The sequence below is a fragment of the Hydrogenophaga sp. UC242_50 genome (assembly GCF_042697355.1).
Classification (GTDB): Bacteria; Pseudomonadota; Gammaproteobacteria; order Burkholderiales; family Burkholderiaceae_C; genus Hydrogenophaga.
The window spans coordinates 2851504-2864273 of record NZ_CP170553.1; the positions used below are offsets into that span (position 1 = coordinate 2851504).

Below are 12770 nucleotides of genomic sequence, written 5' to 3' on the forward strand. Positions count from 1 at the left end.
GTGTGACCCGGAAATCTCTGCATCAGCGTGGTCCCACTCCCTCGATTCAGGGGGTCAGGGCGCCTTCTTGAGCGCCTTGACCGCCTTGAGCACGTCTTCCACGTGACCAGGCACTTTCAGGCCGCGCCATTCCTGCTTGAGCACGCCATCCGGGCCGATCAGGAAGGTGCTGCGCTCAATGCCCTTGACCTTCTTGCCGTACATGATCTTGTTCTTCACCACACCGAACATGTGGCACATCTTCTCTTCGGTGTCCGCGATCAGCTCGAAGGGCAGTTCGAGCTTGGTCTTGAAGTCGTCGTGCGACTTCATGTTGTCGCGCGACACGCCGAACACCTGCGCGCCGGCCTTGACGAAATCCTTGTATTTGTCGCGGAACTGCATGGCCTCGGTCGTGCAACCGGGGGTGTTGTCCTTGGGGTAAAAATACAGAACGATGGTCTGGCGAAGGTGGGTCTGGTTGCTGACCTTCACGCCACCGGTGGCCTGCGATTCAAATTCGGGAATGGGTTTGTTGACAACGACTGCCATACTGCGTGGACCCCTGACGTAAGTTGGTGGTGATTCGTTGGCTTCCCGGGTGCTTCACGGCATGCCCTGCACTGGACATGCAAAAGGGGGCCGTGGCAGGAAACAATCCGCTATTTTACCCTGATTGCGCCATTCCGTCACGGTTTGGCTGGAGAGGGGAACGAGGGCGTTTCAGGTTTCGATCAAAAGCGCCGCCACGACGCGGCGGCCTTCGCCAGCCAGGATGTTGTAGGTGCGGCAGGCCGCGGCGGTGTCCATGGTTTCCACGCCGATGCGGCGCTCCATCAAACCCTGCAGCAGCGCGGGCCGCACGAAGCGCAACCGGGAGCCACTGCCGAACACCACCAGTTCAGGTGCTTCGGGCATGACGCTGGCCAACTGCTCGAAGTGCGTGGCGGTGAGGTCTTCGAAGCGCTGGCATTCCCAGGGAATCAGCTGGCCCCCCGAGGCGAGCACAAGGCTGCCGGCATGGCGCTGGCCGTTCACGGCGATCCACCCCTCGCCGTAGGAGGTGATGGACTGTGTGTCCAGCTTGTCGGCGTGAAGTTTCATGGGAAGGCAGTGGATCAGAAGGGCTGGGGATCTGTGGTCAAATTGCAGGTTTTCCCTGCTGAAGAGACCGAATATAACGCCCGGTGCACCTCGGCGGGGCATGTTGGTCATGACCCCACAACCCCCTCCGGAGGGCCTTTGAAAAGCATCCAGAAATCCGCCAAGCTTGCCAACGTCTGCTACGACATCCGCGGGCCCATCATGGACGCGGCGCGTCAGATGGAAGAGGAAGGCCACAAGATCATCAAGCTCAACATCGGCAACCTGGCGGTGTTCGGCTTCGATGCGCCGGAGGAGATTCAACAGGACATGATCCGCAACCTGCCGAACTCGGCGGGTTACTCCGACAGCAAGGGCATTTTCGCGGCGCGCAAGGCGGTGATGCACGAAACGCAGAAGCAGGGCATCAAAGGCGTGGCCCTGGAAGACATCTACCTCGGCAACGGCGCGAGCGAGCTCATCGTGATGGCGACCAACGCGCTGCTGGACAACGGCGACGAGCTGCTGCTGCCGGCACCGGACTACCCGCTGTGGACGGCCGCGGCCAGTCTGTCGGGCGGCACGCCGGTGCACTACATGTGCGAAGAGTCCAACGGCTGGATGCCGGACATCGACGACATCCGCCGCAAGATCACGCCAGCGACCAAGGGCATCGTGGTGATCAACCCGAACAACCCCACGGGTGCGCTGTACTCCGACGATCTGCTCAAGGCCATCGTGGAACTCGCGCGCGAGCACGGGCTGGTGATCTTCGCCGACGAGGTGTACGACAAGGTGCTGTACGACGGTGCCAAACACACGGCCATCGCCAGCCTGTCGGACGACGTGCTCACGCTGACCTTCAATTCACTGTCCAAGAGCTACCGGTCGTGCGGCTACCGCGCGGGCTGGCTCGTGGTCTCGGGCAACAAGAAGCCCGCCAAGGACTACATCGAGGGCCTGAACATGCTCTCGAACATGCGCCTGTGCGCCAACGTGCCGGGCCAGTGGGCGATCCAGACCGCGCTGGGCGGGTACCAGAGCATCAACGACCTCGTGTGCGAAGGCGGTCGCCTGCGCCGCCAGCGCGACCTTGCCTACGAACTCATCACCGCCATTCCGGGCGTGAGCTGCGTCAAGCCCTCGGCCGCGCTCTACATGTTCCCCAAGCTCGACCCGAAGATGTACCCGGTCGAGGACGATCAGCAGATGTTCCTGGAACTGCTGCAGGAAACGCGCGTGATGCTGGTGCAGGGCACCGGGTTCAACTACCCGGACAACCAGCATTTCCGCATCGTGTTCCTGCCGCACGAGGACGACCTGCGCGAGGCCATCCACCGCGTGGCCAAGTTTTTCGAGGGCTGGCGAAAACGCCACGGCACCTGATTTTTCCGCTTCCCAACCATGACCGACATGAAACCGATCCAAGTAGGCCTCCTGGGCATAGGCACCGTAGGCAGTGGCACGTTCAACGTGCTTCAGCGCAACCAGGAGGAGATTCGCCGGCGCGCCGGTCGTGGCATTGAAATCACCATGGTGGCCGACCTGGACGTGGCCCGCGCGCAGTCCATCGTGGGTCCGGACGTGAAGGTCGTGAACGACGCGCGCGCCGTGATCGCCAACCCCGAGATCGACATCGTGATCGAGCTCATCGGCGGCTACGGCATCGCCAAGGCCCTGGTGATGGAAGCCATCGCCGCTGGCAAGCACGTGGTCACCGCGAACAAGGCCCTGCTGGCCGTGCATGGCACCGAGATCTTCGCGGCCGCTTCGGCCAAGGGCGTGATGGTGGCCTTCGAGGCGGCCGTGGCCGGTGGCATTCCCATCATCAAGGCGCTGCGCGAAGGCCTCACCGCCAACAGCATCCAGTGGATCGCCGGCATCATCAACGGCACGACCAACTTCATCCTTTCCGAGATGCGCGACAAGGGCCTGGACTTCGCCGTCGTGCTCCAGGAGGCGCAGCGCCTGGGTTACGCCGAGGCCGACCCGACCTTCGACATCGAAGGCGTGGACGCGGCGCACAAGGTCACGCTCATGAGCGCGATCGCCTTCGGCATTCCCGTGCAGTTCGACAAGGCCTATGTGGAAGGCATCACCCAGCTGGGCGCCACCGACATCAAGTACGCCGAACAGCTCGGCTACCGCATCAAGCTGCTGGGCATCACCAAGCGCACGGCGCAAGGCATCGAGCTGCGTGTGCACCCGAGCCTGGTGCCGAGCAAACGCCTGATCGCCAACGTGGAAGGCGCGATGAACGCCGTGGTGGTCAACGGCGACGCCGTGGGCACCACGCTCTACTACGGCAAGGGCGCGGGCAGCGAGCCCACCGCCAGCGCCGTCATCGCCGACCTGGTGGACATCACCCGCCTGCACACGGCCGACCCGCACCACCGCGTGCCGCACCTGGCCTTCCAGCCCGACGCCTTGAGCGATCTCACCGTGCTGCCCATGAGCGAGGTGGTGACGAGCTACTACCTGCGCCTGCGCGTGGCCGACCAGGCCGGCGTGCTGGCCAAGGTCACCGGTTTGCTGGCCGGCGCCGGCATCAGCATCGACGCGGTGCTGCAGCGCGAGGCCGACGAGGTGAGCGGCGAAGGTGGCACCTCCACCGACCTCATCATCCTCACGCACGACACGCGCGAGGGCACCATGAACGACGCCCTGGCGCAACTGCAGACGCTGCCCACCGTGCTGGCGCCCATCGTGCGCATCCGCAAGGAAGAGCTCAACTGATGCGTTACCTCTCGACCCGCGGCCATGCCGACCGCAAGCGCTTCTGTGAAATCCTGCTGGAAGGCCTGGCGCCCGACGGCGGCCTCTACCTGCCCGAGCGTTACCCGCAGGTCGATGCCATTGCGCTGCAGCGCCTGCGCGAGTCGTTCAACGGCGGCCGGCCCGGGGGCTACGCCGCGCTGGCGTTCGAGATCCTGTCGCTCTACATCGACGACATCCCCGCCGCCGACCTGCGCGCGTTGTGCGAGAAGACCTACACCGAGGCGGTCTTCGGCACGCCGCAGATCGTGCCGCTGAAGAAGCTCGAAGACGGCTTCTACCTCGAAGCCTTGTCCAACGGCCCCACGCTGGCCTTCAAGGACATGGCGATGCAGTTGCTCGGCAACCTGTTCGAGTACGAGCTGGCGCGCCGCGGTGAAGAACTCAACATCCTGGGAGCGACCTCCGGCGACACCGGCAGCGCGGCCGAGTACGCCATGCGCGGCAAGCACGGCGTGCGCGTGTTCATGCTCAGCCCGCACGGGCGCATGAGCCCGTTCCAGCAGGCGCAGATGTTCAGCCTGATGGACGAGAACATTCACAACATCGCGATCGAAGGCGTGTTCGACGATTGCCAGGACATCGTCAAGGACGTCAGCAACGACCTCGCGTTCAAGCGCGCCCACAAGATCGGCACCGTCAACTCGATCAACTGGGCCCGCCTGCTGGCCCAGGTGGTCTACTACTTCGCTGGCTATTTCCAGGCCACCACGAAGGACACCGAGCAGGTCTCGTTCACCGTGCCCAGCGGCAACTTCGGCAACGTGTGCGCGGGCCATGTGGCGCGCCAGATGGGCTTGCCGATCCGCACGCTGGTGGTCGCCACCAACGAAAACGACGTGCTCGACGAGTTCTTCCGCACCGGCGTGTACCGCGTGCGCGGCAGCGCCGACACGCACGAGACCTCCAGCCCGTCGATGGATATTTCCAAGGCCAGCAACTTCGAGCGCTTCGTGTTCGACCTGCTCGGGCGCGACGGCGATCGCGTCAAGGCCTTCTTCGGTGAAGGCCTGTCGCGCGAGGGCCGCTTCGACCTGAGCACCGACCCGGTGTTCGCCGAGGCCGCGAGCCACTATGGTTTTCGCAGCGGCAAGAGCACGCATGCCAACCGGCTCGACACGATTCGCGACGTGTACCAGCGCCACCGCCTGATGATCGACACCCACACCGCCGACGGTGTGAAGGTGGCGCGCGAACACCGTGAAGCCGGCACCCCCATGGTGGTGCTGGAGACCGCGTTGCCCATCAAGTTCGCCGAAACCATTGTCGAAGCCCTGGGCCGCCAGCCCGATCGCCCGGCGCAGTTCCAGGGCATCGAAGACCTGCCCAAGCGGGTGAAGGTCATGCCGGCCCGCACCGCCGACGTGCAGGCCTTCATCGCCGAGCACTGCGCCCGCGCATGAAGGTGGTCGGATTCGCGGGCTACTCCGGATCCGGCAAGACCACGCTGGTCGAACAACTGATTCCCGCGCTGCAGCTGCGCGGGCAGCGCGTCTCGGTGGTCAAGCACGCCCACCATGACTTCGATATTGACCACCCGGGCAAGGACACCTGGCGCCACCGCGAGGCCGGCGCCTTCGAGGTGCTGGCCGCCTCGCCCCGGCGGCTGGTGATCATGCGCGAGCTGCAGGATCGCGTGGAGCACTCGGTGCACAGCCTCATCGCCGAGCTGCACCCCGCGGTGGACTGGGTGCTGGTCGAGGGTTTCAAGGACAGCGACCTCGCCAAGGTCGAGGTCTGGCGCCAGGCCCATGGCAAGCCGGTGCGTTACCCCGCCGACGATCGCATCGTTGCCGTCGTGACCGACAGCCCGCAGGCCTTGCCCGCACCCACCCCACGCACGGTGCTGGATTTGAACCACCCCGATGACGTGGCGCTCTGGTTGCTCGACAATGCAGACCGCTTCGCCTACCAGGCCCATCCGCCTTCCACGACGCCATGAACGCCTCCCAACCTCCCGCACGCGCACCGCTGATGTCGCTGGCCGACGCCATGACCGACCTGCTGGGCCGTGTCGAGGCGCTGAGCGCGACCGAGACCGTCGCCACGTTCGACGCCGACCGCCGCGTGCTCGCGCAAGACCTGGTCTCGGCCCTGCAGGTGCCGCCGAACGACAACTCGTCCATGGACGGCTACGCGGTGCGCGTGGCCGATGTGACCGAGCCGGGCCAGGTGCTGCGCGTGAGTCAGCGCATCGCCGCCGGCCACGCGGGCCAGCCTCTGGAGCCGGGCACCTGCGCGCGCATCTTCACCGGCGCACCCATGCCCGCCGGGGCCGATGCCGTGGTGATGCAGGAAGACACCATCGAGGTGGGGGGTGACATCCACGCCGTGCACATCCAGGCGGTGCCCGAGGCGGGCCAATGGGTGCGCCGCGCGGGCGAAGACGTGACGCGCGGCGCCGTGGTGCTCGCCCGGGGCGAGCAGCTCTCGCCCGCGAGCCTGGGCCTGGCCGCGAGCCTGGGTCTGGCACACCTGCTGGTGAACGCGCGGCCGCGCGTGGCGCTGTTCTCCACCGGCGACGAACTCGTGATGCCGGGCGAGGTGCCGCCCGAAGCCATGAAACCTGGCGCGATCTACAACTCCAACCGGTTCTTCCTGCGCACGCTGCTCCAGCGCATGGGCTGCGAGGTGAGCGACCTCGGCATCGTGCCCGACCGTCGCGAAGCCACGCTGGCCGCACTCAAGACCGCGGCCGACCACCACGACCTGATCCTCACCAGCGGCGGTGTGTCGGTGGGCGAGGAAGACCACATCAAGCCCTCGGTGCAACAGCTCGGCAGCCTGGACCTGTGGCAGATCGGCATGAAGCCGGGCAAGCCCTTCGCGTACGGCACGGTGCGGCGCGATGGTGGCGCGGGTGCGGCGGCGGGCGTTGCCTGCCATTTCATCGGCCTGCCGGGCAACCCGGTGTCCAGCTTCGTCACCTTCCTGCTGCTGGTGCGGCCCTTCCTGCTCAAGCTGCAAGGTGTGCCCGCGAACCGCTTCCAGGCGCTGCCGCCGGCCACCACGCTGCCCGCTCATTTCACCGTGGCGCGGGCCGACAAGCGCCGCGAGTTCCTGCGCGTTCGCCGCAACGCCGCGGGCGGGCTGGACCTGTTCCCCAACCAGAGTTCGGGTGTGCTCACCTCCGCCGTCTGGGGCGATGGCCTGGTCGACAACCCGGCCGGTACCACCATCGCCCACGGCGACCCCGTGTCCTACATCTCCTTTGCGGACCTGCTCGCATGAAAGTTCAGTTGCGCTACTTCGCCGCCATCCGCGAGGCCCTGGGCATGGGCAGCGAAGCGGTGGACACCCAGGCCACCACGCTCTCGGCCTTGCGCGCCGAGCTCGTGGCGCGCGGGGGCGCGTACGCGGACGTGCTGGCGCCGGGCCGGGCGGTGCGCGTGGCCCTGAACCAGGCCATGAGCGAGGAGTCCGCCCCACTCACCGAGGGCGCCGAGGTCGGGTTCTTTCCTCCCGTCACGGGTGGTTGAAATGGCGCCCCGCGTCCGCATCCAGACGGAAGACTTCGACCTCAGCACCGAGGTCGCTCAACTGCGCCTGCAGGACGCGCGCGTGGGCGCCGTCTGCAGCTTCATCGGCACCGTGCGGGACCGCAACGACGGCCAGAGCGTGAGCACGATGGAGCTGGAGCACTACCCAGGCATGACCGAAAAATCGATCGAGGCCATGATCGATGAGGCCTTCCAGCGTTTCGATCTGTACGGCGCGCGCGTGATCCACCGCGTGGGCCTGCTGCAGCCGCTGGACCAGATCGTGCTGGTGACCGTGACCTCCGCGCACCGGGGCGAAAGCTTCCAGGCCTGCGAGTTCCTCATGGACTACCTCAAGACCCAGGCGCCGTTCTGGAAGAAGGAACAGACGCCCGAGGGCGCGCGCTGGGTCGACGCCCGCGTGAGCGACGACGCGGCGCTCGCGCGCTGGGGCATCGAGGCGCGCAACGGTTGACATGACCCGCGCCGCCGACGTCGAAGCCATCGAACGCGCCACGCTGCAGGCGGTGGCGCCGGAGGTGGTGGAGGCCTTGCCCGGCTGGTTGTTGCCCATGGACAGCGGCACCGTGGGCCGCGCGCGCAGCGCCGTGCCCCTGCACCATGCAGCGCCCGACCTTGGCTTGCTGGCCTCGATCCTGGCGCGGTACGAGGCCCGTGGCTTCACCCCCGCGCTCCGCCTGCCGGACCTGCCCGCGTTCGAGCCTTTCCAGCAGGCCTTGCGGCAGCAGGGTTTCGTGCGCCGGCAGCCCACGCTGACGCAGACCGCCCCGATCGAGGCGCTGCTGAACGTCGAGGCCGATCCGGCCGCTGTCCTGGCCGATGTGCCCGACGCGGCCTGGATGGCCATGTTCCTGGGCGAGGGCCTGGACCCGGTGGATGGGGCCAGCCGTGCCCGCTCGCTGAGCCGCGCCACGGGCACGCGGTATGCCAGCCTGCGCGAGAACGGCCACACGCTGGCCTGTGGCGCGGCCTCGTTCGGCCACGGCTGGCTGGGGGTGCACGGCATGCGCACCGCGGCCGCGCAGCGCGGCCGCGGCCTGGCTGGGCGCTTGCTGCGCGCGATGGCGCAGGAGGCCGCGCAACGCGGCATTCCGCAAGCCTTCCTGCAGGTCGACGCCAGCAACGCACCGGCGCTCGCGCTCTACCAGAGGCTGGGCTTTTCCACGGCCTGGGCTTACGCTTACTGGCGACGGCCCGACCCTGCGTCGGTTTGATCGGCGTCAACCCGGGTGGCGGCAGCGGGTGCCGCGCCTTGAAAACCCGGGGATCAGCGCCATGTGTGATGCAGTTCTGAATTCACGGAGAGCCTTTTCATGCGTCTCGACAAACTCACCACCAAGTTCCAGGAAGCCCTCGGCGAAGCGCAAACCCTGGCCCTGGGCGCCGACAACGCCTACATCGAACCCGCCCACCTGTTGCTGGCCTTGCTGCGCCAGGCCGACGGCCCGCAGTCGCTGTTGCAGCGCGCGGGCGTGAACGTGCCGGGCCTGGCCAAGGCCGCGGAAGCGGCGGTCCAGCGCCTGCCCGAAGTGCAGGGGCAGGACCAGGTGCAGGTCGGCCCCGAGCTGGCCAAGCTGCTGCAGGCCACCGAAAAGGAGGCAATCAAGCGCGGTGACCAGTTCATCGCCAGCGAGCTCTTCCTGCTCGCCGTGGCCGACAGCAAAGGCGAACTCGCCCGCATCGCCAATGAAAACGGCCTGAACCGCAAGAGCCTGGAAGCGGCCATCACCGCCGTGCGCGGCGGGCAGAAGATGGACAGCCCCGAGGCCGAAGGCCAGCGCGAAGCCCTCAAGAAATACACGCTGGACCTCACCGAGCGCGCCCGCCTGGGCAAGCTCGACCCGGTGATCGGCCGCGACGACGAGATCCGCCGCGCCATCCAGGTGCTGCAGCGCCGCACCAAGAACAACCCCGTGCTCATCGGCGAACCCGGCGTGGGCAAGACCGCCATCGTCGAAGGCCTGGCGCAGCGCATCGTGGCCGGTGAAGTGCCCGACTCGCTCAAGGGCAAGCGCGTGCTGAGCCTGGACATGGCCGCGCTGCTGGCCGGCGCCAAGTTCCGCGGCGAGTTCGAGGAGCGCCTCAAGACCGTGCTCAACGAACTGGCCAAGGACGAGGGCCAGACCATCGTCTTCATCGACGAGCTGCACACCATGGTGGGCGCGGGCAAGGCCGAAGGCGCGATGGACGCGGGCAACATGCTCAAGCCGGCCCTGGCGCGTGGCGAACTGCATTGCGTGGGCGCCACCACGCTTGATGAATACCGCAAATACATCGAGAAGGACGCCGCGCTGGAGCGCCGCTTCCAGAAGATCCTCGTGGGCGAGCCCAGCGTGGAGGCGACCATCGCCATCCTGCGCGGCCTGCAGGAGAAGTACGAAGTGCACCACGGCGTGCAGATCACCGACCCGGCCATCGTGGCCGCGGCCGAACTCAGCCACCGCTACATCACCGACCGTTTCCTGCCCGACAAGGCGATCGACCTGATCGATGAGGCCGCGTCCAAGATCAAGATCGAACTCGACTCCAAGCCCGAGGTGATGGACCGGCTCGACCGCCGCCTGATCCAGCTGCAGATCGAGCGCGAAGCCGTGCGCCGCGAGAAGGACGAGGCCTCGCAGAAGCGCTTTGGCCTGATCGAGGAAGAGATCGCGCGGCTGGAAAAGAGATCTCCGACTACGACGAGATCTGGAAGGCCGAGAAGGCCGCCGCGCTCGGCTCCAAGGACGTGATGGAAGAGATGGATCGCATCCGCTCGCAGATCAAGACCTTCACCGACAAGGGCGATTTCAACAAGGTCGCCGAGCTGCAGTACGGCAAGCTGCCCGAGCTGGAAAAGCGCCTGAAGGACGCGCAGGCCGTCGAGTCGGGCAAGGCGCTGAACAAGGACGGCAAGGGTCGCCCACAGCTGCTGCGCACGCAGGTCGGCGCCGAAGAGATCGCCGAGGTCGTGGCGCGCGCCACCGGCATTCCGGTGTCCAAGCTCATGCAGGGCGAGCGCGACAAGCTGTTGCTGATGGAAGGCAAGCTGCACGAGCGCGTGGTCGGCCAGGACGAGGCCATCGGTGCCGTCGCCAACGCCATCCGCCGTTCGCGCTCGGGCCTGTCCGACCCGAACCGCCCGACCGGCTCCTTCCTGTTCCTCGGCCCCACGGGCGTGGGCAAGACCGAGCTGTGCAAGGCGCTGGCCGGTTTCCTGTTTGACAGCGAAGACCACCTCATCCGCATCGACATGAGCGAGTTCATGGAGAAGCACTCGGTCGCGCGCCTGATCGGCGCGCCACCCGGCTACGTGGGTTACGAGGAGGGCGGTTACCTCACCGAAGCCGTGCGCCGCAAGCCTTACAGCGTGGTGCTGCTCGACGAGGTCGAGAAGGCCCACCCCGACGTGTTCAACGTGCTGCTGCAGGTGCTCGACGACGGCCGCCTGACCGATCGCCAGGGCCGCACCGTGGACTTCAAGAACACCGTGATCGTCATGACGAGCAACATCGGCTCGCACATGATCCAGGCCATGGTCGGCGCGCCGTACGACGAGGTGAAGGAAGCGGTCTGGGACGAACTCAAGAACCACTTCCGGCCCGAGTTCCTCAACCGCATCGACGAGACGGTGGTGTTCCATGCGCTCGACGCGAAGCACATCGAATCGATCGCCGCGATCCAGCTCAAGGTGCTCGAAGCGCGCCTGGCCAGGATGGACCTGCACCTGGATGTCTCGCCGGCGGCCCTGGCCGAGCTGGCCAAGGTCGGCTTCGATCCGGTCTTCGGCGCGCGCCCGCTCAAGCGCGCGATCCAGCAGCGCATCGAGAACCCGCTCTCGAAGTTCCTGCTCGAAGGGCGCTACCCACCGAAGTCGTCCATTCCGGTGGACGTGGACCCGGTGCAGAACCCCGGCGTGTTCGAGTTCGGCGACGGCGTCGTGCAGGCCTGAGGCAGGGGGCTCCTCCGTCCGTCGTGGATGGGGGAGGGGCTCTACCCTTGACGGGAGGGGCGGCCTATCATGAAACCCATGACCCAGATCCCTCCCTCCCTGCCTCTGCGGGCGCTGTTCGACGCGCAGTACAACGCCAGCCGCGCCCAGGTGGACGTGCCACTGGCATTGCGGCGCGACCGGCTGGCCCGACTGCGTGCCCTGATCGACAGCCACGCGCCGGCCCTGGCCGAGGCAGTGGAGGCCGACTTCGGCGTGCGCTCGCCGCAGCTCACCGAGGCGGCGGACCTGTTCGTGCTGCGCGCGGGCATGGCCCAGCTGCACAAGCACCTGCCCGGCTGGATGAAGCCGCAGCGCGCTGCGCACGCCGCTGTACCTGCAGCCCGCGCGGGCCCACATCCAGCGCCAGCCCCTGGGCGTGGTCGGCGTCATCGGTCCCTGGAACTACCCGCTGCAACTCACGTTCGGCCCGGCCGCCACGGCGCTGGCGGCCGGCAACCGCGTGATGCTCAAGCCCAGCGAACTCACGCCCCACACCTCGGCCCTCATGCGCAACGCTGGTGCAGCAGGCTTTCGCGGCCGACGAGTTCAGCGTGGTGCTGGGCGGGCCGGACGTGGCGCAGGACTTCTCCCGCCTGCCGTTCGACCACCTGTTCTTCACCGGCTCCACCCAGGTCGGCCGCCAGGTGGCGGCGGCCGCGGCGGCCAACCTCACGCCCACCACGCTGGAGCTGGGCGGCAAGTCACCCTGCGTGATCGATGCCTCGTGCGACCTGAACGATGCGGCCGTCAAGATCGCGCACGGCAAGCTGCTCAACGCCGGCCAGACCTGCATCGCGCCCGACTACGTGCTGCTGCCGCGCGACCGGGAGGCCGAGTTCGAACGCGCCTACACCGCCGCCGTGGCGCGCCTGTTCCCCAGCATCGCGGGCAACCCCGACTACGCCGCCATCGTGAGCGAGCGGCACCAGGCGCGCCTGGTCGCGCTGCTGGACGAAGCCCAGGCAGGCGGCGCGCGCGTGGTGAATGTGGCGCCACCCGGTGGCACCAGCGGCGGTGCGCGCCAGATGAACCCCGTGCTGGTGTTCGATGCGGCGCCGGGCCTGCGCCTGATGGGCGAAGAAATCTTCGGCCCCATCCTGCCGGTGGTGGCCTACGACGGCATCGACGACGCCATCGCCTTCATCAACCTGCGACCCCGACCGCTGGCGCTGTACTGGTTCGGCAGCGACACCGCCGCGCGAGACAGGTTGCTGAACCGCACGGTCAGCGGTGGTGTGACCGTGAACGACACGCTGATGCACATCGCGCACGAAGGCCTGCCTTTTGGTGGCGTGGGCGAAAGCGGCTGGGGCTCGTACCACGGCGAGGCCGGCTTCCTGCGCTTCACGCAGCAGAAGCCGGTGCTGGTGCAGTCGCGTTGGGCGATGGGCTGGCTGTTCTACCCGCCGTATGGGGCGCGGTTCCAGCGTGTGATGGGGTTGCTCAAGCGCTGGCTCTGA

General features: G+C 67.2%; 10 protein-coding genes and 2 pseudogenes. 10 read left to right on the forward strand and 2 right to left on the reverse strand.

Features of this window, described 5'->3' with window-relative positions; all coding sequences use genetic code 11:
- Nucleotides 1–54 precede the first annotated feature (54 nt).
- Together ACFJGX_RS14680 and ACFJGX_RS14685 are read right to left on the reverse strand one after the other, a co-directional pair.
- On the reverse strand, nucleotides 55–531 hold the full coding sequence (locus ACFJGX_RS14680) for a peroxiredoxin (protein ID WP_382326449.1): 477 nt from the start codon (nucleotides 529–531) through the stop codon (nucleotides 55–57).
- 171 nt (nucleotides 532–702) lie between these two features.
- The gene (locus tag ACFJGX_RS14685) at nucleotides 703–1083 is read right to left on the reverse strand and encodes an Mth938-like domain-containing protein (protein ID WP_382320402.1); all 381 of its coding nucleotides are present in this window, start codon (nucleotides 1081–1083) and stop codon (nucleotides 703–705) included.
- Nucleotides 1084–1221: 138 nt separating this feature from the next.
- Here ACFJGX_RS14685 and ACFJGX_RS14690 point away from each other — a divergent pair, with 138 nt between their 5' ends.
- The 10 genes and pseudogenes from ACFJGX_RS14690 (at nucleotide 1222) to ACFJGX_RS14735 (ending at nucleotide 12770) form a co-directional block, all read left to right on the forward strand.
- Nucleotides 1222–2448: a pyridoxal phosphate-dependent aminotransferase gene (locus tag ACFJGX_RS14690; RefSeq protein ID WP_382156968.1), complete on the forward strand. Its 1227-nt coding sequence runs from the start codon at nucleotides 1222–1224 to the stop codon at nucleotides 2446–2448.
- 27 nt (nucleotides 2449–2475) lie between these two features.
- Nucleotides 2476–3798 (forward strand): homoserine dehydrogenase, encoded by a 1323-nt coding sequence (locus ACFJGX_RS14695; protein ID WP_382320398.1) that lies wholly within the window; start codon nucleotides 2476–2478, stop codon nucleotides 3796–3798.
- A complete protein-coding gene (gene thrC, locus ACFJGX_RS14700; protein WP_382320397.1) occupies nucleotides 3798–5240 on the forward strand; it encodes a threonine synthase in 1443 nt (480 codons plus the stop codon). Before ACFJGX_RS14695 ends, thrC begins: the two co-directional genes overlap by 1 nt.
- Complete coding sequence (gene mobB / locus ACFJGX_RS14705) at nucleotides 5237–5779, forward strand: molybdopterin-guanine dinucleotide biosynthesis protein B (RefSeq protein WP_382320395.1); 543 nt, start codon at nucleotides 5237–5239, stop codon at nucleotides 5777–5779. Before thrC ends, mobB begins: the two co-directional genes overlap by 4 nt.
- Nucleotides 5776–7068 (forward strand): gephyrin-like molybdotransferase Glp, encoded by a 1293-nt coding sequence (gene glp, locus ACFJGX_RS14710; protein WP_382320393.1) that lies wholly within the window; start codon nucleotides 5776–5778, stop codon nucleotides 7066–7068. Before mobB ends, glp begins: the two co-directional genes overlap by 4 nt.
- Nucleotides 7065–7316, forward strand: coding sequence for a MoaD/ThiS family protein (locus ACFJGX_RS14715; RefSeq protein WP_382156978.1), 252 nt, complete (start codon nucleotides 7065–7067; stop codon nucleotides 7314–7316). The genes glp and ACFJGX_RS14715 overlap by 4 nt, the downstream gene beginning before the upstream one ends.
- 1 nt (nucleotide 7317) lies before the next feature.
- The gene (locus ACFJGX_RS14720; RefSeq protein WP_382320391.1) at nucleotides 7318–7791 is read left to right on the forward strand and encodes a molybdenum cofactor biosynthesis protein MoaE; all 474 of its coding nucleotides are present in this window, start codon (nucleotides 7318–7320) and stop codon (nucleotides 7789–7791) included.
- A gap of 1 nt (nucleotide 7792) precedes the next feature.
- Nucleotides 7793–8551 carry a GNAT family N-acetyltransferase gene (locus ACFJGX_RS14725; protein WP_382320389.1) on the forward strand — a complete coding sequence of 253 codons (759 nt, stop codon included), beginning with the start codon at nucleotides 7793–7795 and terminating at the stop codon, nucleotides 8549–8551.
- A 99-nt stretch (nucleotides 8552–8650) separates the two neighbouring features.
- Nucleotides 8651–11268: pseudogene (gene clpB, locus ACFJGX_RS14730) on the forward strand (ATP-dependent chaperone ClpB).
- A 78-nt stretch (nucleotides 11269–11346) separates the two neighbouring features.
- Nucleotides 11347–12770, forward strand: a pseudogene (locus ACFJGX_RS14735) (coniferyl aldehyde dehydrogenase).

Bases quoted from the DNA above. Each gene is read 5' to 3' on its own strand.
- ACFJGX_RS14680 (WP_382326449.1), bottom strand. From the start codon at position 531: ATGGCAGTCGTTGTCAACAAACCCATTCCCGAATTTGAATCGCAGGCC.
- ACFJGX_RS14685 (WP_382320402.1), bottom strand. From the start codon at position 1,083: ATGAAACTTCACGCCGACAAGCTGGACACACAGTCCATCACCTCCTAC.
- ACFJGX_RS14695 (WP_382320398.1), top strand. From the start codon at position 2,476: ATGAAACCGATCCAAGTAGGCCTCCTGGGCATAGGCACCGTAGGCAGT.
- thrC (WP_382320397.1), top strand. From the start codon at position 3,798: ATGCGTTACCTCTCGACCCGCGGCCATGCCGACCGCAAGCGCTTCTGT.
- mobB (WP_382320395.1), top strand. From the start codon at position 5,237: ATGAAGGTGGTCGGATTCGCGGGCTACTCCGGATCCGGCAAGACCACG.
- glp (WP_382320393.1), top strand. From the start codon at position 5,776: ATGAACGCCTCCCAACCTCCCGCACGCGCACCGCTGATGTCGCTGGCC.
- ACFJGX_RS14715 (WP_382156978.1), top strand. From the start codon at position 7,065: ATGAAAGTTCAGTTGCGCTACTTCGCCGCCATCCGCGAGGCCCTGGGC.
- ACFJGX_RS14720 (WP_382320391.1), top strand. From the start codon at position 7,318: ATGGCGCCCCGCGTCCGCATCCAGACGGAAGACTTCGACCTCAGCACC.
- ACFJGX_RS14725 (WP_382320389.1), top strand. From the start codon at position 7,793: ATGACCCGCGCCGCCGACGTCGAAGCCATCGAACGCGCCACGCTGCAG.